The sequence below is a fragment of the Streptomyces sp. S063 genome, assembly GCF_002832675.1.
Lineage (GTDB): Bacteria > Actinomycetota > Actinomycetes > Streptomycetales > Streptomycetaceae > Streptomyces > Streptomyces sindenensis.
Map to the genome: position 1 here is coordinate 2867849 of NZ_CP021707.1, position 18608 is coordinate 2886456.

Genomic DNA, 18608 nt, shown 5'->3' on the forward strand with positions numbered 1-18608 from the left:
GCCCCGTTCTACCACCCGCCCCGGCGGCCCCACCTGCCCGGTCAGGCGTCCTCGGCCAGTTCCAGCCAGCGCATTTCCAACTCGTCCCGCTCGGTGACGAGTTCGCGCAGTTCCGCGTCGAGCTTGGCCACCTTCTCGAAGTCGGTGGCGTTGTCCGCGATCTGCTTGTGCAGCGCGGTCTCGCGGGTGGAGAGCTTGTCGAGCTGGCGCTCGACCTTCTGCAACTCCTTCTTCGCGGCGCGGGACGCCTGCGCGGAGACCGCCGGTGCGGCGGCGGAGGCCGAGGACGAGCGGGGCGCGGGGGCGGCGGACGGGGTCGCCGCCTCCTCCAGCTTCTGCCGGCGCTCCAGGTACTCGTCGATCCCGCGCGGCAGCATCCGCAGGGCGCGGTCGCCGAGGAGGGCCATGACCTTGTCGGTGGTCCGCTCGATGAAGAACCGGTCGTGCGAGATCACGATCATCGACCCGGGCCAGCCGTCGAGGAGGTCCTCCAGCTGGGTGAGGGTCTCGATGTCGAGGTCGTTGGTGGGCTCGTCGAGGAAGAGGACGTTGGGCTCGTCCATCAGCAGCCGCAGGATCTGGAGCCGGCGGCGCTCACCGCCGGAGAGGTCGCCGACGGGCGTCCACTGCTTCTCCTTGGTGAACCCGAACTGCTCGCAGAGCTGACCGGCGGTCATCTCGCGGCCCTTGCCGAGGTCGACCCGGTCGCGGACCTGCTGGACGGCCTCCAGGACCCGGAGGTTCGGGTTCAGCTCGTGGACCTCCTGGGAGAGGTAGGCGAGCCTGACGGTCTTGCCGACGACGACCTTCCCGGCGGCGGGCTGCTCGTCGCCCTGGGTGCGGGCGGCCTCGGCGAGGGCGCGCAGCAGCGAGGTCTTGCCCGCGCCGTTGACGCCGACCAGGCCGACGCGGTCGCCGGGGCCGAGCTGCCAGGTGAGGTGGGTGAGCAGCGTCTTTGGTCCGGCCTGGACGGTCACGTCCTCCAGGTCGAACACGGTCTTGCCGAGGCGGGCGTTGGCGAACTTCATCAGCTCGCTGGTGTCGCGCGGCGGCGGCACGTCGGCGATGAGTTCGTTGGCGGCCTCGATGCGGTAGCGCGGCTTGGAGGTACGGGCCGGGGCGCCGCGGCGCAGCCAGGCCAGCTCCTTGCGCATCAGGTTCTGCCGCTTGGACTCCTCGGTGGCGGCGATGCGTTCCCGCTCGGCGCGGGCGAACACGTAGTCGCTGTAGCCGCCCTCGTACTCGTGGACGGCGCCGCGCTGGACGTCCCACATGCGGGTGCAGACCTGGTCGAGGAACCACCGGTCGTGGGTGACGCAGACGAGGGCGGAGCGGCGGGCGCGCAGATGGCGGGCCAGCCAGGAGATGCCCTCGACGTCGAGGTGGTTGGTGGGCTCGTCGAGGACGATCAGGTCCTGCTCCTCGATGAGCAGCTTCGCCAGCGCGATCCGGCGGCGCTCGCCGCCGGAGAGCGGGGCGATGACGGTGTCCAGACCGTGCTCGAAGCCGGGGAGGGCCAGACCGCCGAAGAGCCCCGTGAGGACGTCGCGGATCTTGGCGCTGCCCGCCCACTCGTGGTCGGCGAGATCACCGATGACCTCGTGGCGGATGGTCGCCTTCGGGTCGAGGGAGTCGTGCTGGGTGAGGACGCCGAGGCGCAGCCCGCCGTTGTGGGTGACGCGGCCGGTGTCCGCCTCCTCCAGCTTGGCGAGCATCCGGATGAGGGTGGTCTTGCCGTCGCCGTTACGGCCCACGACACCGATCCGGTCGCCCTCGGACACCCCGAGGGACACACCGTCGAGCAGGGCACGGGTGCCGTACACCTTGCTGACCTGCTCGACATTGACCAGATTGACGGCCATTTCACTCCTGTCCGGGGGGTCGATCGACCTTCCCAGGGTACGGCGCGGCGGAGGGGGCCCGGTCGTGCGGCCTCGGGCCGGTCCGGGACCGTCCGGATGCCGGGATAGCCTCGTGCGGGTGCTTTTGCCGATCGACGGGGGAAATCTATGGGTTCGGTCCCGGTGACCGTTCTGGTGGTGGACGACGACGCGCTGGTACGCGACGGCCTGAGGCGCATCCTGGAGTCGGCCGACGACATCCGGGTGCCGGCGGTCTGCGGCCCCGGAGAGGCGCTGGAGCTGGCGCGCCGGCACCGGCCGGACGTGGCGCTGGTGGATCTGCACATGCCCGGGACGGACGGCATCGAGGTGCTGCGCGGCCTGCGGGCGTCGGCCCGGCCGCCGAGAGTGGCGGTGCTGACGGGCTTCGGCGAGGACGAGCACGTACGGCGCGCCCTGCGGGCGGGGGCCGCCGGGTTCCTGCTCAAGGACTCGGCGGTGGACGAGCTGATCCCCGGTGTACGGCTGCTGGCCGCGGGGGGCGGCGCGCTGTCGGAGCGGGTCGTCCGCGCGCTGCCGGGCGGCGCCGGGGAGGAGACCGCGCCCGCGGACCCGCCGGGGGCCCGGCTGCTGACCGCGCGGGAGCGGGAGGTGCTGGAGCTGCTGCCTTCGGGGATGTCCAACGAGGAGATCGGTCGCCGGCTCTTCCTGAGCCGGACCACGGTCCGCGACCACGTGAGTTCGCTGCTCGCCAAGCTGGGTGCGGCCAACCGCGTCCAGGCAGCGGTCATCGCGTCCGGGATGCGCCGGGGACGGCGTAAGGATTCCGCCGCCGCCCGGGACGCGGCCGGCCGGTGAGCGCGGCCATACCCCGACCGCGGCGGGCCCGGTGGGTCGGGCGGGTCCGGTGGACCGGACGCGGCAGGTGGACCGGACGCGGCAGGAACGGACAGGCCATGACGGACGGTGCGCTGGTCGCCGCCGCCGGGGCCGAACTGCTGACCGTCGTGGGCGAGGTCGGCCGACCGACGCTGGCCGCTTACGTACTGGCGGTGGGCGCCCTGGCCGTGCGGCGCCGGCACCCCCTGCTCGTCGTGCTGGCGACGGTGCCCGCGGCGATGACCGGCTACCTCTGGCTCGCCCCGATGTTCGCGCTCGGCACGGCGGCCCGGCTGGTGCACAGCGGAGCGCTGGTCGGCGGCGCCGCGGCCGCGGTCTTCCTCGCCGCCGCCGCGCCGCTGGCGTACGAGATTCAGTGCGCGGGCGGGGCCGGCTCCCCGGCCGTCCTCGCGGCGGGCCTGCTGGGGCCGGCGCTGCTGGCCGCCGGTCCGACGCTGCTGGGGCGGGTGGCCCGCAGCCGCCGGGCGCTGGCCGAGCGGCTGACCGAGGCGCGGGCCGCGCTGGCCCGGGAGCACCGGATGGCCGAGGAGCGGGCGGCGGTGGCCGAGCGGGCCCGGCTGGCCCGCGAGATGCACGACATCGTCTCGCACCATGTGAGCCGGATCGCCGTCGAGGCGGGGGCGCTGAGCGTCACGGCGGACACGCCCGAGGCGCGCCGGGCCGGGGCCCGGATCGGCCGGATCAGCTCCCTCGCCATGACCGAGCTGCGGGACACGCTGGGGGTGCTGCGCGCCCAGGAGGCGGCGGGCGGCGGCCCCGGAGCCCTGGCGGACCTGCCGTCCCTGGTCAAGGGAAGCGGCGTCGACGCGTCGGTCACGGACCGGGTTCCGGCCTCCGCCGAGCTCGGGGCCGAGACGGAGTACGCGGCCTACCGCACGGTGCAGGAGGCGCTGACGAACATCGTGCGGCACGCTCCGGGGGCCCGGGCGGAGGTGGTGCTGGAGCTCCGGGGCGACGCCCTGCTGGTCGAGGTCGCCAACGGCCCGCCGGCCGACGGGGCCACCGCGGCCGGTACGCCGATCTCCGGGGCGGGGCCGGGGCTCGGGCTGGTGGGGCTGCGGGAGCGCGCGGCTTTGCTGGGCGGTTCGCTGGAGGCCGGCCCGGACGGCGACGGCTTCCTGGTCAGGGCACGACTGCCCCGGTCCGCGACGGCCCCCGGCGGCCGAGAGGGCTGAGGGGTGGTCGAGGGGACTGCTCCACCCCTCCCCGACAGGTGTCGGGGGCACTCCCCCGACACCAGGACGGAAAATCCGCACGAAAAGCGACAGGTGCGACACGTCCCTCCCATCGATCTTGCGGGCGTTCAGGGCGGTTCGTTACAACTCGACCCGCGCCGAACGGCGTTCGCCCGACCGGGGTTCGTCCGACCGGGCGCCAACCATTCCCGAGCACCACCAGAAGGAAACACCTCACGTGTCTGTCTCGATACTCCACCGCGCCTCCCTCCGCCGTACGGCCGTCGCCGTCGCGGGCCTGACCGCGACGAGCGTTCTGCTCACCGCGACCTCGGCGCAGGCCGCCCCCGCCGAACCGGCCGCCCACGGGGCGCCGGTGGCCGCCACGGCGGACGACGAGGCGATGGCCCGCGCCTTCGAGGAGGCACTGCGGATCATCGACGCGATCCCCGAGGAGGTCCTGGCCGAGGGCGAGGAGGCCACGGTGCGGTGGCTGGAGGAGCACGGCCGGAGCACGGTGACGGCGGACGGCACGCCGGTCCTCTACGCGTTCAACCTCGGCGGCTGCGCGCGGGGCATCGCCCTGGCGGTCGGCTCCAACATCTTCGCCGTCGCCAAGGTCTACAAGGTGAAGAAGGCCATCGACAAGCTCGGCGGCGTGAACAAGGTGATCAAGAAGATCCAGTCCAAGAAGAAGATGGGCAAGACCTTCAAGAAGGGGCTCATGGAGGTCTTCGAGGAGGCGGGCGGCGGCATCGGCGCCATCGCCGCCGAGATCCTCGGCATCGACGGCGTCGTCAAGAACTGCTGGTAGCCGGGGAATCAGGAGAGGGGTTTTCTGCCGATGACCGTCGTCGCGACCGCACTGCGCTGGGCCTTCCTCGTGGCAGGAGTGGCCGTCCTGGCCGCCTTCCTCGTCAGCGCCGCCCGGGCCCGTATCTCCGGCGCCCGCTTCGGTGAGCTGGTCGACGCGCTGGAGAACCGGTGGTTCGCCCCGGGCCAGGTGTTCTTCGCCGTACTGGCGGGCCTCGCCGGGTCCTGGGCCGCGGGCTGGGTGGGCGGGACCCGTCCGCCGCTCCTGGAGTCGGTGCCGATGCTGTTCCCGCTGGGCATCGTCGCCGCGTTCGTCGTCTGCCGTACGGGCGGGGGCGCGGGAGGCGACGAGGATGCGGACCGGGCCGGCAGCACGTTCCTGATGACACTGCTCGCCCTGCTGGCCGCGCCGCTGCTTCTGGGCGGCGTGATGACGGGCTGGTGAGGACGAGGCCGGGAGGCCGATGAGCCGGGCTTGCGGCGGCGAGGCGCACGGGGGCCTCGCCGCTCGCCCCCCTACCGCACGCCCCGCCCCCGCCCCGCGCACTCCACCAGCAGCCAGCCGCCCAGGGTCATCGCCACGGCGGCCGGGGCGCTGACCGGGATCGCGATCAGCAGAGCCGTGCGGCCGTCCAGCAGGCCGTTGAAGCCGACCATGGACAGGCCGAGGACGCCGAGCAGGCAGAGCGTCGCGCCGAGGGCCGCGAGGGGGCCCGCCCCGGGGGCTCGGGACGCGGCGAGAGGGCCGTGGCCCCCTCCCGGCGCAGGCGTCGCCGGGCGTTCGAAGGTGCGGAAGGCGGCGACCAGGGCCGCGGTCAGGGCCGCCGCGAGGGCGAGGCGCAGCGGGACCTGGGCCCACCAGGCGGCCGACGCGGGCTCGGGCAGGGCGACGTCGAGGGCGAGCAGCGCCCCGTACACCCCGAACATCGCCGTGAGGTGCCAGAGGAACGCGGTCATCGCCACCCCGTTCGCCGCCACCACCGTGCGCCAGACCCGGGGGCGTTCCAGCAGCCGGGCGGCCGGGGCGCGGAGCAGCTCGACCGCGCCGACGAGCCAGAGGCCGTGGGCCAGCAGGGCGAGGGTGGGCGGGGCCATGTTGCTGACCTTCTCGCCGGGCATCCCGACCATGGACAGCGGGTACGGCCCGAACGCCACCAGCGCCCAGGCGGCGACCAGGCCGCCACCGGCGAGCAGGGCGGGGCGGCGCAGGCGGAGGTGACCGTCGGCGCGCAGGAAGCCCAGTTGGTGGACCGCCAGCCACACGAATGCGAAGTTCAGGAACTCGACGTACGGGACTCCGGCGGCGAACCGCAGGACGTCCACCACGACCACCGCGCCCGCCAGACCGGCGAACGCCCCCCAGCCGTACCGCTCGTGCAGCCTCAGCAACGGCGGCGTGCAGGCGACCATCGCCAGGTAGATCCCGATGAACCACAGCGGCTGGGTCACCATGCGCAGCGTGACGCCGGTCAGCCCGCCGCCCCCGCCGAGGAGCTGGACCAGCAGCGCCGCAGCTCCCCAGACGAGGACGAAGACCATGGTCGGGCGCAGCAGCCGCTGGAGCCGGGCGCGCAGGAAGGCGGAGTAGACGGAGACCGCGGCGGCCCCCGGAGCGGCCTCGGGGCGCTTGCGGAGCAGGGAGCGGTAGGACAGCGCGTGCGAGAAGCCGCCGACGAAGAAGAACACCGGCATGACCTGGAGCAGCCAGGTCAGCGGCTGGAGCGCCGGGACGACGGCGAGCAGGTTGCCCACCCCGTCCGGGGTGACGGCGGCCATCAGCCAGTGGCCGAGGACGACCGCGCCGAGCGAGGCGACCCGGAGGAGGTCGACGTAACGGTCCCGGGTGGCGGGCGTCGCCCCGGCCAGTTCACGAACACTTGATCCCATGGACTCAACGTCGCGCGAGACGGGCGGGGTGCGGCAGCGCGACCGTACTCAGATCCGGGGTGAGTACGCCCGGCAGGAGGCTCAGATCACGTGCGCGCCCGGCGCCGGCGATCCCGCGACGCGCGCGTTGCGGCAGGTCCCCGATGCCAGCAGCGCGGCCGCCACCTTCTCGGCCGTCTCCTCGTCCGGGGCCAGGAACGCCGTCGTCGGCCCGGAGCCGGAGACCAGAGCGGCCAGGGCGCCGGCCTCCGTGCCCGCCGCCAGCGTCTGAGCGAGGGACGGGCGCAGGGAGAGCGCGGCGGGCTGGAGGTCGTTGCTCAGCGCGCCCGCGAGTGCGGCAAAGTCGCCGGAGCGCAGGGCGGCCAGGAGGGCGGGGGACGCGGTCGGTTCAGGGACCTCCGTGCCCGCCGTGAGGCGGTCGAACTCGCCGTAGACGGCGGGGGTGGAGAGGCCGCCGTCCGCCACCGCGAAGACCCAGTGGAACGTGCCGCCGACCTCGATCGGGGTCAGCTTCTCGCCGCGTCCCGTACCGAGCGCGGCCCCGCCCACCAGGCTGAACGGCACGTCGCTGCCCAGTTCGGCGCAGATGCCCAGCAGCTCGTCGCGGCTCGCGCCCGTCCCCCACAGCGCGTCGCAGGCGACCAGGGCGGCCGCCCCGTCGGCGCTGCCGCCCGCCATGCCGCCCGCGACCGGGATGTCCTTGGCGATGTGGAGGTGGACGGCGGGGTCGATGCCGTACCGCTCCGCCAGCGCTGCGGCGGCGCGGGCGGCCAGGTTGGTGGTGTCCAGCGGGACCTGCGCGGCGTCCGGGCCCGAGCAAGTGATGCGCAGCTCGTCGGCGGGGGTCGCGGTGACCTCGTCGTACAGGCCGACGGCGAGGAAGACGTTGGCCAGGTCGTGGAAGCCGTCCGCGCGGGCGGCACCCACGGCGAGCTGGACGTTGACCTTGGCGGGGACGCGGACGGTGACCCCCGTACGCACAGGACCCGCGGGGACGCCTCCGGCTTGTGCGCGACTCATTCCGACACCTCCGGCTTGTGCTCCGCGATCGCCGCGAACTCCTCCACCGTCAGCGCCTCCCCGCGCGCCTGCGGCGAGATCCCGGCGGCGACGAGCGCGGCCTCGGCGGCGGGCGCGGAACCGGCCCAGCCGGCCAGGGCCGCGCGCAGCGTCTTGCGGCGCTGGGCGAACGCCGCGTCCACGACCGCGAAGACCTCGGCGCGGGACGCCTTGGTGGCGAGCGGCTCGGTGCGGCGGACGAGCGAGACGAGCCCGGAGTCGACGTTCGGAGCGGGCCAGAAGACGTTGCGGCCGATCGCCCCGGCGCGCTTGACGTCCGCGTACCAGTTGGCCTTCACCGACGGCACGCCGTAGACCTTGTTGCCCGGGCGGGCGGCGAGGCGGTCGGCGACCTCGGACTGGACCATGACGAGGGTCCGCTCGATGCTGGGGAAGCGCTCCAGCATGGTGAGCAGGACGGGCACGGCCACGTTGTACGGGAGGTTCGCCACGAGCGCGGTGGGCGCGGGGCCCGGCAGCTCGGTGACCAGCATCGCGTCGGAGTGGACGAGGGCGAAGCGGTCGGCGCGCTCCGGCATCCGGGCGTTCACCGTGGCGGGCAGCGCGGCCGCCAGCACGTCGTCGATCTCGACGGCGATCACCCGGTCCGCCGCCTCCAGCAGCGCCAGGGTCAGCGAGCCGAGCCCGGGGCCGACCTCGACGACCACGTCGTCCGGGCGGACCTCGGCCGTGCGCACGATACGGCGGACGGTGTTGGCGTCGATGACGAAGTTCTGACCGCGCTGCTTCGTGGGGCGTACGCCCAGCGTCGCGGCCAGGTCGCGGATGTCTGCGGGCCCCAGGAGGGCGTCGGGCTCTGTGCTGCTCACCCGGTAAGCCTACGGCCGCAGTGGGGCCACGGACTCGCCCCCCGCTGCGCGTACAGCTTCTTCGCCCGGTACGTCTGCTCGGCGGCGGGCGCGTCCTGGGGCCGTCCGCTGCCGCCGAGGGACTGCCAGGTCTGCGTGTCGAACTGGTACAGCCCGCCGTACGTGCCGCTCGGGTCGACCGCGTCGGCGCGCCCGCCGGACTCGCAGGCGGCGAGCGCGGACCAGTTCAGTCCGTCCGCCCCGGCCACGGAGTCGGGCCGCTGCCGGGTGCCGGTGCGCACGACGCGGCTGACCGGCCGGTGGACCAGCTCCTCGGCGGCCCGCCGCGGCTGCTGCCGGACGCCGTTGACGGTCCGGACCGTGTACGTGACCCGGCGGACGCCGTTGCGCCCGGCCCGTTCGACGACCTCGGTGCCCCGGAACAGGGCGGGATCCTCGCTGCGCTCGACGGCGTAGGGGACCGTCTCCTCGCGTACCTCGCGGGTGTCGGTGATCCGCATGACGGAGATCGTCTGGCCGTCGCGCGGGAAGCTCGCCGGGGCGACGGAGGTGGTGTCCTCGCCGTGCAGGGTGATCCCCGCCTCGGCGAGCGCCTCCCGGACGGTGGCGGCGTTGGTGCGCAGGGTGCGTTCCTGGCCGTCGGCCATGAACGTCACGGCGCGTTCGGTGCGGACGGTGAGGGTGAGGCCGGTGCGGGCGATCCGGGTGGAACGGGCGGCGGAGAGGTGCGCCCCCTCGGCCCGGATCCCGAACTCGCGCAGCGCCCCGGCCACGGTGTCGGCGGTCGTCCAGACCCGGTGGCGAACGCCGTCGAGGGTGAGGGTGACGGGCCGCCCGTAGCGGACGACGACCTCGTCGCCGTGGTCGAGGCCGGTGCCGGGGGCCGGGGAGACCCGGTCGTGCGCACCGACGGTGACGCCCTCCTCCTCCAGCAGCTCGGTGACGTCGTCGGCGAACGTGTGCAGGGTCCGGGGCGCGCCGTCGACGTCCAGCCGGACGGCCTTGTCGTGGGCGACGAACGCGGTGGTGCCGCCGGCAAGGAAGGCGACGACCAGGGCCCGGGGGACGAGCCGGCTCAGCTTCAGGTTCTCGGGGTCGGCGACGAGGGAGCGGCGGCGCCTGGCGGCCCGGCGGGCCTCGGCGCGGGTGGGTCCCTGGCGGGGCACGGTGGGCGGCGGCAGCTCGGTGGGCGGCGCGTCGGCGAACGGGGTGTCGACCATGGTCGGGGCGTGGGCGGCGGCGACCGGGGCGTACGGGGCGGGCGCGGCGTACGGGGCGGGCGCGGCGTACGGGGCGGGCGCGGCGTACGGGGCGGGCGCGGCGTACGGGGCGGGCGCGGCGTACGGGGCGGGCGCGGCGTACGGGGCGGGCGCGGCGTACGGGGCGGAGCCCGCCGCCCATGCCGCGCCCCCGGCCCCGCCTCCGCCGGCCAGCGTCAGCTGCTCGTGGAACGCGTCGGGACGCCTGTCCTGCGAAGTACTCAAGCCGTTCACGCCGTTCACGCCGCTCCTGAAGGTCCGCCCGCTGCCGCCCCCGTCGTGGGCGGGGACGATAGCGGAGCAGCGGTGACTCTCCAAAGCGACACGGCTGCGCAGCGTGCGCAGCGCGGCTCGGGGCCGGGCTCAGAAGTCGAACGCCCGCGCCGTGTTGTCGTAGATCGCGGCGGCGAGCACGTCCTCGTCCAGGCCCTTCACCTCGGCCATCGCGCGGAGCGTGACGGGGATGAGGTAGGGCGCGTTGGGCCGGCCGCGGTACGGGGCGGGGGTGAGGAACGGGGCGTCCGTCTCGACGAGGACCAGCTCGGTCGGGGCGGCGGCGAGCGCGTCCCGCAGCGGCTGGGCGTTCTTGAAGGTCACGTTGCCCGCGAACGACATGAAGTACCCGGCCCGCGCGCAGATCCGGGCCATCTCGGCGTCGCCGGAGTAGCAGTGGAACACCGTCCGCTCGGGCGCCCCCGCGTCCGCCAGCACCCGCAGTACGTCCGCGTGCGCGTCGCGGTCGTGGATGACCAGGGCCTTGCCGTGCCGCTTGGCGATCTCGATGTGGGCGCGGAAGGACTCCTCCTGGGCGGCGACGCCCTCGGGGCCCGTACGGAAGAAGTCGAGGCCCGTCTCGCCGACCCCGCGTACGCGGTCGAGGGCGGCCAGCGCGTCGATCTCCGCGAGCGCCTCGTCCAGCGCCGCCTTGCCGCCGGGCTCCCGCGCGCCCTGCCGCGCGGTGCCGTCCGGATCGCCGTGGACGATGCGCGGGGCTTCGTTGGGGTGCAGGGCGACCGAGGCGTGGACGGCGGGGTGGGCGGCCGCGGTCTCGGCGGCCCAGCGGGAGCCGGCCACGTCGCAGCCCACCTGGACGACGGTGGTCACGTTCACCGCGGCGGCCCGGGCGAGGGCCTCCTCGACGGTGGCGTCCTGCATGTCCAGGTGGGTGTGGGAGTCGGCGACCGGAACCCGCAGGGGCTCGGGCAGCGGCGGGGCTTCGGTACGGCTCATGCCGACGATCGTACGAGGGCCCCGCCCCGGTACGACGTCGGCATGAGGGCCGAAGACGTCATCTGCGGTGGAACGGGTGCAGCAGGTCGGACAGCCGCCAGTGCCGGTCCGGGGTGGCGGCCGTCGACACCGTACGGTCCTTCGCGCCGGTCTCCGCGGTCTGCGGCATCTGCTGCTTCCGCAGCAGCTCCTGAACGCCCGCGACCCGCCCCGCCCGCATGATGCGCACCACGTGTCCGCCGCAGTTGGCACAGGTGGGCGTGGAGAGCGGCGACGGCACCCGCTCACCGTCCGCCGTGTAGACGACGAAGGCGTGGCCGTGGACGTCGACGTGGTGCTCTATCTCGTAGGACTGCTCCCAGCCGTACCCGCACTTCATGCAGGCGAAGGCGTACGCCTCATGGACAGTGGTCGCTGCGGTCTCGCTCATGCCTGCTCCTCTTGTCCGCCGGTCACACACGCCGGGGACGGCCGGCCCGCCCGAGAGGTTCGAACAGGTGGCCCGTCCCTTCCAGTGGACACCTGCACCCGGATGGACGCACCAGCTCAGCGGCATTGTTGATGCGTTCTTGGCCTCCTTGGGCCGCGCTTTGCCGACGCATGGCGCGGTAGAGAAGCCCGGCAGGGCAGCGCGTGACCGCCGGGCCACCGAGCGCCCCCGAGAGCGCCGCCCGCCGGTCGTGAACGCGCCCGCGCACCACCCCCGGCCGCCCCTGCGGCATTCCTGGAATTACCAGGGATTTCGCGCGGTTCACACCCCGTCCGCACTCCATGAATTCATCATTCAATTGAATCCATGATTTCCCCGGATGCAGCCCCCGATTTGCGACGCCTCTCTTCCTCCTTTTCACTCGTTACGTCCACCCCATTTCCCACAGGACGGGGAACAACCCATGTTCACCACGGACACCACTGCCACCGACGTCGAGCTCGACCTCGACGCCGCTCTCAACCCCGGTGAGGTCGAAGGCCTGTACCGCGACTCCCGCGAGTGCGCCTACCTGGCGCTCCTCGCAGGCGGCGGGGCACTGCTGCTCTCGCCTCCGACCCCGCGCCCGAAGAAGGGCTAGTCGCCGGCACATGGACCAGACACATGCTTCGTCGCCCCTGGCGGGTGCCGTGCATGACCTGGCAACAGAGGTGGTCCTCGCTCTTCGGAGCGGGGACCACCTCGCCACGGTGTGCGGCGCGGCGGGAATCGACGAGGAGAATCGGACCGGAATCGCGGCGGTACGGGTCATCGGGGCCGACCTGTTGCTGCCGAGTGTTCTTCACGGACGCCATCCGCATCCGGGGGACGTCGCCGTACTCGACCGGGCGGTGCGGGAATTCCCGCCCAAGCCCGACGCTCCGGCCGCGACGGCCTGGAGCCACTGGCACATGATCTCCACGCTCCAGCGGATGGCGCCGCCCGCACCGGGTGCCGCCCCCGGCACCTGTGCGGAGCCGGACGCCGCCTGGCTGGAGGAGGCCCCCTGGCAGGCGTTCACCCACCAGCTCTCGGTCCTCGCGCCGCTCGCCGTACCGGCCGCGCCCTCGGCCGTGCAGCGGGCCGCGGCGAACCGGGCCGTCGACCTGTCGCGCGGCTTCGTCCGCGCGGTGCGGCGGCGCGACTGGCTCCAGGCGGCGGGTGCGGGCCGCTGGCTCGCGGCGATCGGCGGCGAACCGGCCACCCTCGGCCTGGAACGCGGCCTGGACTTCGTCGAGCAGATGGGCGGGCACGACCCCCGGGTGACGCTCCATGTGCGGGCCGCCCGGCTGATGGCCGAGGCGAGGGCCCGGTGACGACGACCGCGACCGAGGACCCGCGGGGCCGCCCGGCCCGGGAGCGCGTCTCCACCCCCGGGGCCTCCGGGGCCTCCGGGGCCGCGCTCGCCGTCCTCCCCGGAGTCCTGACCTCCGCCCTCGCCTGGACCGACGCGCACCGCACCCGCTTCGCGCTCCCCGACGACGTCCTGGAACCCCACACCCAGGTCAACGCCACGCTGAAGCCGCTGGGCGAGCTGGCCCAGCTCGGCTCCACGATCCGCCGCACGACCGCCCCCGGCACCCCGGAGCACGAGCTGGCCGGGGACCTCGTCACGTACGCCTGGGAGCAGGTGCACGAGGGCGCGCTGCTCCTGGAGCTGCTGCGCGCCGAGCCGTTCGCCGCCTACCCGTACGAGATCTACGCCGCCTTCGCCGGGTACGGGCTGCGCCACGAGGGCTTCGAGGCGCTGGCCCGCCCGCTCACCGCGACCCGCGCCTGGGCCCACACCGAGCAGCACGCCAACCGGCAGCTGGGGCTGGTCAACTCCGAGCGCCGGGTGGGGGTGCTGACCCACACGGACGCGGGCGGGGTGCTGTCGCGGACCTGGCTGGGCGGTCTGTCCGAGCCGTGGATGTTCGAGGGCCCGTCCGGCTACGCGCTGACCCACACCGTCTTCCACCTCACGGACTGGGGCCGGATGCCCGACCGGGTACCGGAGAGGATCGACGGCTATCTGCGGACCTGGCTGCCCGCGTGGGCGGACGGCTGTCTGGAGAGCGGCCAGTGGGACCTGACCGGCGAGCTGCTGGCGGTGGCCGCGTCGCTGCCGGGCCCGGCCCCCGCGGAGCTGCTGGACGCGGTCTGGCCGGTGCTGGCCGACGTCCAGCATCCGACCGGCTGCGTCCCGGAGACCGGTGTGCCGGCCGAGGACCCGGCGCCCGACCCGTACCCCTTCATCGACTGCTACCACTCCACGCTGGTCACGGCCTTCGCGGCGGCCCTGTCCCTGAGGTCGCTGCGCGGGGACGGCGAGCGGGGCGAGACCGGCGGGGCCGCACCCGGCCGGGAAAGGCGCACTCCATGAGCAGCGGCACCACCACCGGCATCCAGCAGATCCACGACGTCGGGGCGAAGGCCCTGGGCTGGCTGTACGAACACCGTGAGGGCTTCCGGCTGGAGACGGACCCCTCCCCGGACGCGGGGATGCTGGACCGGTTCAAGCCGCTGGGCGAGCTGGCGCTGATCGGGAAGGTCATCTTCCGCGAGGGGGTGGCCGGCTCCCAGCAGTCCTCCCTCGCCCACAAGCTGCTGGACCACGCCTGGCACGAGCTGCTGGACTCGGGGGCGCGGCTGCTGGAGGGCCAGCGGCGCGAACCGCTGTCGCCGGTGCCGCTGGAGGTCTACGTACCGTTCCGGGAGCTGGGCCACCGGCAGCCGGATCTGGAGTCCGCGATCCGGCTCAACCACCGTCTGGCCAGCTGGGCGGCGCTGGAGGTGCTGCCGGTGCGGCGGCTCGGCCTCAGCGCCATCGAGCGGCGGTTCGGGGTGGAGCCGAGCGTTCCGGAGACGGCGGCGCTGGCCCACACCTGGCTGGCGCGCAGGCCCGAGCCGTGGACGGTCGAGGGCCATATCGGCTACGACATCACGCACACGGTGTTCCACCTCACCGACTGGGGCGAGAAACCGGCCGGCCTCCCCGCCGACATCGCGGAGTACGTGGCGCTCTGGCTGCCGGTCTGGCTGGACGACTGGCTGGACCTGAAGCGCTGGGACCTGCTGGGCGAGCTGCTGGTGATCGACGCCTGTCTGCCGGAACCGACCCTGGACCCGGCGGCCTGGGCCGGGTTCGCGCAGGCGCAGGAGCCGGACGGGGCGATGCCGGTGGTCGGCGGGATGCCGGAGGGGGACGAGGAGGCGGTGTTCGACCTGGTCTACCACCCGACGCTGGTCGCCGCGTTCGCCTCGGCGCTGGCGATGTCCCGCGCCCTGTCCGACCTCAGCGCGGATCCGGCCCCGGCATGACGGACACGAGCGACACCGCGGTCCGCGTGAGCGCCCCCGGCTCCCGGGCTGCCACCGCCCGCATCCTGGCCGAGGCCGCGCGGGCCGTCGACGCGCCCGACCTGGTGCTCGCGGTCAGCCGGGACCGGGTGCGCACCGTCCACACCGGCGGGAGCGCGGAGCCGGGTCCGGTCCCCCGCGACCGGCTGGCGTACGAGCTGGGGTCGGCGTCGAAGCCGTACGCCGGGCTGCTGCTGGCCCGGCTGGTGGCGCAGGGCCGGGTGCGGTACGAGGACCGGGCGGCGGACCTGCTGGCCCCGGGCTTCCCGGTGCACCCGGCGGTACGCCGGATCACCCTGCGCCATCTGGTCACCCACACCTCGGGGCTGCCGGGCCTGCCCGCCGACTTCTACCCGCAGGCGGTGCCCCGCTGGTCGACCGACCCGTACGGCGGCTACCCCGCCGACCGGGTGGTCCGGTCCTTCCTGCGGGCCCGCCGGCTCCACCGGCCCGGAACCCGCTGGCGCTACTCGAACTTCGCCGTCTCGGTCCTCGGCCACACCCTGGCGGCGGCCACCGGGACCCCGTGGGAGGTCCTGCTGCACCAGCAGGTCCTGGCCCCGCTGGGCCTGGAGGCGACCCGGGTGCGCCCGGGCCCCGACGGCACGGACGCGGTGGGCCACCGCCGCGACGGCACGCCGGTGCCCGCGCTGGACACCGGGGGCTTCACGGCGGCGGGCGCGGTCCGGGCGACCCCGCTGGACCTGCTGACGTTCCTGGAGGCGCATCTGGGCGCGGCCGGCCCCGCGCAGCCGGACGGCGGGCCCGACCTCCGGGACCCGACGCTGGCGGCGGCGCTTGCGGAGGTCAGGAGCCCGGTGCTACGACGCGGCCTGCGGCACGCGCACACCCACACGCTCACGTGGTTCCACCACCCGTCCCCGTACGGCCCGGTCCTCTTCCACGCGGGGGCGACCCTCGGCCAGCAGGCGTTCCTGGGCTTCCGCCCGGCAACGGGGCTCGCGGTGGCGGCAACGGCGACGCGGCGGGTGCACCGGGCGGACACGTTCGTGGCGACGGCGTACGGCTTGCTGACGGAAACGCCCTAGGCCTTCGGGGCCTTGTCCTCATCAGCCTTCGCGGTCTTCTCCGCGTTCTTGGCGGCGACGACCGCGTCGAACACCTCCCGCTTCGGCAGCCCGGCATCGGCGGCGACGGCGGCGATGGCCTCCTTGCGCCGCTCCCCCGCCTCCTCGCGCACCCGTACGCGCCGCACCAGCTCCTCGGCGTCGAGATCCCCGGGGCCGGCGTCCGCCGCCCCCTCCACCACGACGGTGATCTCGCCGCGCACCCCGTCGGCGGCCCACACCGCCAGCTCGCCGAGGGGCCCGCGCTTGACCTCCTCGTACGTCTTGGTCAGCTCGCGGCAGACGGCCGCACGGCGCTCGGCGCCGAAGACCTCGGCCATGGCGGCGAGGGTGTCGTCGAGCCGGTGAGGGGCTTCGAAGAAGACCATGGTGCGGCGCTCGTCGGCGTTCTCGCGGAGCCGGGAGAGCCGTTCGCCGGCCTTGCGCGGCAGAAACCCCTCGAAGCAGAACCGGTCGACGGGCAGCCCGGAGAGAGCGAGGGCGGTGAGCACGGCGCTGGGTCCCGGCACGGCGGTGACGCGAATGTCCCGCTCCACGGCGGCGGCGACGAGCCGGTAGCCGGGATCGGAGACGGAGGGCATCCCGGCGTCGGTGACCAGAAGCACCCGAGCACCACCGCTCAGCGCCTCGACCAGCTCGGGCGTCCGGGCGGACTCGTTCCCCTCGAAGTAGGAGACGACACGCCCCGAGGTGTGGATGCCGAGCGCCTGGGTGAGCCGGCGCAGCCGCCGGGTGTCCTCGGCGGCGACGACGTCGGCCCGCTCCAGTTCGGCGGCGAGGCGGGGCGGGGCGTCCGCCACATCGCCGATGGGGGTTCCTGCGAGCACGAGCGTTCCAGTCGTTCCAGTCACATCAGCCATCCTCGCAGCACGGGCAGCGCCCTTCGCACAGATGCGTTCCCTACGATGGCGCGGTGACGAGTACCGCACCCGAGACCCAGCGGGGCCACGACGCGGGGGACCCGCTCGGCGAACAGCCGACCTCCTGGCAACGGCGGCTGCGCCGCTTCGGCCATGTCCCCCGCCCGGAGACCTCGCTCCGCGACCGGCTGGACCCGCCGTACACCCGGCCCGGACGGCAGGTGTGGTCGGTGCTCGCGATCCCGCCGCACGTGGCGGACCGCCTGGTGCGCTGGTCAGGCTGGGGCGGCCCGCTGCTCGTGACACTCGTCGCGGGCCTGCTCCGCTTCTGGAAGCTGGACCGGCCGCACGCGGTGATATTCGACGAGACGTATTACGCGAAGGACGCGTGGGCGCTGGTCAACCAGGGGTACGAGGGTTCCTGGCCGAAGGACGTCGACAAGCAGATCCTCAACGACCCCTCCTCCGTCCCGATCCCGACCGACCCGGGCTATGTGGTGCACCCGCCGGTCGGCAAGTGGATCATCGGCTTCGGTGAGCAGCTGTTCGGCTTCACGCCGTTCGGCTGGCGGTTCATGGTGGCGGTGCTGGGCACGATCTCGGTCCTCCTCCTCTGCCGGATCGGCCGGCGCCTGTTCCGCTCGACGTTCCTGGGCTGTCTGGCGGGCCTGCTGCTCGCGGTGGACGGCCTGCACTTCGTGATGAGCCGGACCGCGCTGCTGGACCTGATCGTCATGTTCTTCGTGCTGGCGGCGTTCGGCTGCCTGGTGGTGGACCGGGACCACGCCCGCCGGAGGCTGGCGGCCGCCCTGCCGGTGGACGAGGAAGGCGTGCTGCGCCCGGACGTGAGGGTGGCGGAGACGCTGCGCCTGGGATGGCGTCCGTGGCGGCTGGCGGCGGGCGTGATGCTGGGCCTGGCGTTCGCGACGAAGTGGAACGGCCTGTACGTGCTGGCGGCGTTCGGCCTGATGACGGTGTTGTGGGACGTGGGCGCGCGGCGGACGGCCGGGGCGGTGCACCCGTACCGGGCGGTGCTGCGTCGCGACCTGGTCCCCGCCTTCGTCTCGACGGTGCCGGTGGCGATCGTCACGTACGTCGTGTCGTGGACCGGCTGGATCGTCACGGACAAGGGCTACTACCGCAACTGGGCGGCCACCGAGGGCAAGGGCTCCTCCTGGAGCTGGCTGTTCCCGGACTGGCTGCGCAGCCTGTGGCACTACGAGAACCAGGTGTACGACTTCCACGTCGGCCTGACCTCGGGCCACACGTACGAGTCCAACCCCTGGAGCTGGCTGGTCCTGGGCCGCCCCGTCTCGTACTACTACGAGGAGCAGACGGGCTGCACGGAGTCCGCGACCGGCAAGTGCGCCGCCGAGGTCCTGGCCATCGGCACCCCGCTCCTGTGGTGGCTGGCGTGCTTCGCCCTCGCGTACGTGGTGTGGCGCTGGTTCTTCCGCCGCGACTGGCGGGCCGGCGCGATCGCCTGCGGCGTGGTGGCGGGCTGGCTCCCCTGGTTCTTCTACCAGGAGCGGACGATCTTCCTCTTCTACGCGGTGGTGTTCGTCCCGTTCCTCTGCCTGGCGGTCACGATGATGCTGGGCGCGATCGCGGGCCCGGCGGCAGGCACGGGCGCCCGAGCCGACCTGGGCCTCACCACCCACGACCCCACCGGCGAACGCCGCCGCACCCTGGGCGCGATCGCGGTGGGCGTCCTGGTGCTCCTGATCATCTGGAACTTCATCTACTTCTGGCCGCTGTACACGGGGACGTCGATCCCGGAGGACCTGTGGCGGGACCGGATGTGGCTGGATACGTGGGTCTAGCTGGGAGAACGGCGGGCCCGGCACCTGATGGT

The 18608-nt window shown here is 74.0% G+C and carries 18 protein-coding genes; 10 read left to right on the top strand and 8 right to left on the bottom strand.

Going from position 1 to position 18608, the window contains the following annotated elements:
- Positions 1 to 41 precede the first annotated feature (41 nt).
- Positions 42 to 1862: an ABC-F family ATP-binding cassette domain-containing protein gene (locus tag CCZ36_RS12910; RefSeq protein WP_069739205.1), complete on the bottom strand. Its 1821-nt coding sequence runs from the start codon at positions 1860 to 1862 to the stop codon at positions 42 to 44.
- Positions 1863 to 2009: 147 nt separating this feature from the next.
- On the opposite strand from CCZ36_RS12910, the gene CCZ36_RS12915 reads away from it, so the two are divergent.
- From CCZ36_RS12915 to CCZ36_RS12930, 4 genes are all read left to right on the top strand, one after another.
- A complete protein-coding gene (locus CCZ36_RS12915; protein ID WP_069739204.1) occupies positions 2010 to 2699 on the top strand; it encodes a response regulator in 690 nt (229 codons plus the stop codon).
- 98 nt (positions 2700 to 2797) lie between these two features.
- Positions 2798 to 3916: a sensor histidine kinase gene (locus CCZ36_RS12920; protein ID WP_237302648.1), complete on the top strand. Its 1119-nt coding sequence runs from the start codon at positions 2798 to 2800 to the stop codon at positions 3914 to 3916.
- Between the two features lie 238 nt (positions 3917 to 4154).
- On the top strand, positions 4155 to 4730 hold the full coding sequence (locus tag CCZ36_RS12925) for a hypothetical protein (RefSeq protein ID WP_128817687.1): 576 nt from the start codon (positions 4155 to 4157) through the stop codon (positions 4728 to 4730).
- A 30-nt stretch (positions 4731 to 4760) separates the two neighbouring features.
- Entirely contained in the window at positions 4761 to 5174 is a 414-nt protein-coding gene (locus CCZ36_RS12930; protein ID WP_128817688.1) for a hypothetical protein, read from the top strand.
- Positions 5175 to 5245: 71 nt separating this feature from the next.
- Here the strand turns inward: CCZ36_RS12930 and CCZ36_RS12935 are convergent, their stop codons facing one another.
- The 6 genes from CCZ36_RS12935 to CCZ36_RS12960 all read right to left on the bottom strand — a co-directional run bounded on the left by CCZ36_RS12935 (position 5246) and on the right by CCZ36_RS12960 (position 11424).
- Complete coding sequence (locus tag CCZ36_RS12935; RefSeq protein ID WP_128817689.1) at positions 5246 to 6616, bottom strand: acyltransferase family protein; 1371 nt, start codon at positions 6614 to 6616, stop codon at positions 5246 to 5248.
- A gap of 81 nt (positions 6617 to 6697) precedes the next feature.
- The gene (locus CCZ36_RS12940; protein WP_206515727.1) at positions 6698 to 7636 is read right to left on the bottom strand and encodes a 4-(cytidine 5'-diphospho)-2-C-methyl-D-erythritol kinase; all 939 of its coding nucleotides are present in this window, start codon (positions 7634 to 7636) and stop codon (positions 6698 to 6700) included.
- Positions 7633 to 8505, bottom strand: coding sequence for a 16S rRNA (adenine(1518)-N(6)/adenine(1519)-N(6))-dimethyltransferase RsmA (gene rsmA, locus CCZ36_RS12945; RefSeq protein ID WP_069739199.1), 873 nt, complete (start codon positions 8503 to 8505; stop codon positions 7633 to 7635). The genes CCZ36_RS12940 and rsmA overlap by 4 nt, the downstream gene beginning before the upstream one ends.
- A complete protein-coding gene (locus CCZ36_RS12950; protein ID WP_443069840.1) occupies positions 8502 to 9998 on the bottom strand; it encodes a ubiquitin-like domain-containing protein in 1497 nt (498 codons plus the stop codon). The genes rsmA and CCZ36_RS12950 overlap by 4 nt, the downstream gene beginning before the upstream one ends.
- Before the next feature lie 129 nt (positions 9999 to 10127).
- Entirely contained in the window at positions 10128 to 10994 is an 867-nt protein-coding gene (locus tag CCZ36_RS12955) for a TatD family hydrolase (RefSeq protein WP_069739198.1), read from the bottom strand.
- A gap of 58 nt (positions 10995 to 11052) precedes the next feature.
- Entirely contained in the window at positions 11053 to 11424 is a 372-nt protein-coding gene (locus CCZ36_RS12960) for a hypothetical protein (RefSeq protein WP_069739197.1), read from the bottom strand.
- Between the two features lie 463 nt (positions 11425 to 11887).
- Between CCZ36_RS12960 and CCZ36_RS34755 the strand changes: the two genes are divergently transcribed.
- From CCZ36_RS34755 to CCZ36_RS12980, 5 genes are read left to right on the top strand one after another with little or no spacing between them, the layout of a single operon-like run.
- Entirely contained in the window at positions 11888 to 12064 is a 177-nt protein-coding gene (locus tag CCZ36_RS34755; RefSeq protein WP_098892314.1) for a hypothetical protein, read from the top strand.
- A gap of 10 nt (positions 12065 to 12074) precedes the next feature.
- Positions 12075 to 12779, top strand: coding sequence for a hypothetical protein (locus tag CCZ36_RS12965; protein ID WP_069739196.1), 705 nt, complete (start codon positions 12075 to 12077; stop codon positions 12777 to 12779).
- On the top strand, positions 12776 to 13828 hold the full coding sequence (locus CCZ36_RS12970) for a DUF6895 family protein (RefSeq protein WP_128817690.1): 1053 nt from the start codon (positions 12776 to 12778) through the stop codon (positions 13826 to 13828). The genes CCZ36_RS12965 and CCZ36_RS12970 overlap by 4 nt, the downstream gene beginning before the upstream one ends.
- On the top strand, positions 13825 to 14766 hold the full coding sequence (locus CCZ36_RS12975; RefSeq protein ID WP_069739194.1) for a DUF6895 family protein: 942 nt from the start codon (positions 13825 to 13827) through the stop codon (positions 14764 to 14766). The genes CCZ36_RS12970 and CCZ36_RS12975 overlap by 4 nt, the downstream gene beginning before the upstream one ends.
- A complete protein-coding gene (locus CCZ36_RS12980) occupies positions 14763 to 15854 on the top strand; it encodes a serine hydrolase domain-containing protein (protein WP_128817691.1) in 1092 nt (363 codons plus the stop codon). The genes CCZ36_RS12975 and CCZ36_RS12980 overlap by 4 nt, the downstream gene beginning before the upstream one ends.
- Here CCZ36_RS12980 and rsmI read toward each other — a convergent pair.
- A complete protein-coding gene (gene rsmI / locus CCZ36_RS12985) occupies positions 15851 to 16753 on the bottom strand; it encodes a 16S rRNA (cytidine(1402)-2'-O)-methyltransferase (RefSeq protein WP_206515728.1) in 903 nt (300 codons plus the stop codon). The two genes, CCZ36_RS12980 and rsmI, sit on opposite strands and share 4 nt — an antisense overlap.
- Before the next feature lie 53 nt (positions 16754 to 16806).
- Between rsmI and CCZ36_RS12990 the strand changes: the two genes are divergently transcribed.
- Entirely contained in the window at positions 16807 to 18576 is a 1770-nt protein-coding gene (locus CCZ36_RS12990; protein WP_069739191.1) for a dolichyl-phosphate-mannose--protein mannosyltransferase, read from the top strand.
- The last annotated feature ends 32 nt before the right edge of the window (positions 18577 to 18608 follow it).

Bases quoted from the DNA above. Each gene is read 5' to 3' on its own strand.
- CCZ36_RS12910 (WP_069739205.1), bottom strand. From the start codon at position 1,862: ATGGCCGTCAATCTGGTCAATGTCGAGCAGGTCAGCAAGGTGTACGGC.
- CCZ36_RS12915 (WP_069739204.1), top strand. From the start codon at position 2,010: ATGGGTTCGGTCCCGGTGACCGTTCTGGTGGTGGACGACGACGCGCTG.
- CCZ36_RS12920 (WP_237302648.1), top strand. From the start codon at position 2,798: ATGACGGACGGTGCGCTGGTCGCCGCCGCCGGGGCCGAACTGCTGACC.
- CCZ36_RS12930 (WP_128817688.1), top strand. From the start codon at position 4,761: ATGACCGTCGTCGCGACCGCACTGCGCTGGGCCTTCCTCGTGGCAGGA.
- CCZ36_RS12935 (WP_128817689.1), bottom strand. From the start codon at position 6,616: ATGGGATCAAGTGTTCGTGAACTGGCCGGGGCGACGCCCGCCACCCGG.
- CCZ36_RS12940 (WP_206515727.1), bottom strand. From the start codon at position 7,636: ATGAGTCGCGCACAAGCCGGAGGCGTCCCCGCGGGTCCTGTGCGTACG.
- CCZ36_RS12955 (WP_069739198.1), bottom strand. From the start codon at position 10,994: ATGAGCCGTACCGAAGCCCCGCCGCTGCCCGAGCCCCTGCGGGTTCCG.
- CCZ36_RS12960 (WP_069739197.1), bottom strand. From the start codon at position 11,424: ATGAGCGAGACCGCAGCGACCACTGTCCATGAGGCGTACGCCTTCGCC.
- CCZ36_RS34755 (WP_098892314.1), top strand. From the start codon at position 11,888: ATGTTCACCACGGACACCACTGCCACCGACGTCGAGCTCGACCTCGAC.
- CCZ36_RS12965 (WP_069739196.1), top strand. From the start codon at position 12,075: ATGGACCAGACACATGCTTCGTCGCCCCTGGCGGGTGCCGTGCATGAC.
- CCZ36_RS12975 (WP_069739194.1), top strand. From the start codon at position 13,825: ATGAGCAGCGGCACCACCACCGGCATCCAGCAGATCCACGACGTCGGG.
- CCZ36_RS12980 (WP_128817691.1), top strand. From the start codon at position 14,763: ATGACGGACACGAGCGACACCGCGGTCCGCGTGAGCGCCCCCGGCTCC.
- rsmI (WP_206515728.1), bottom strand. From the start codon at position 16,753: ATGGCTGATGTGACTGGAACGACTGGAACGCTCGTGCTCGCAGGAACC.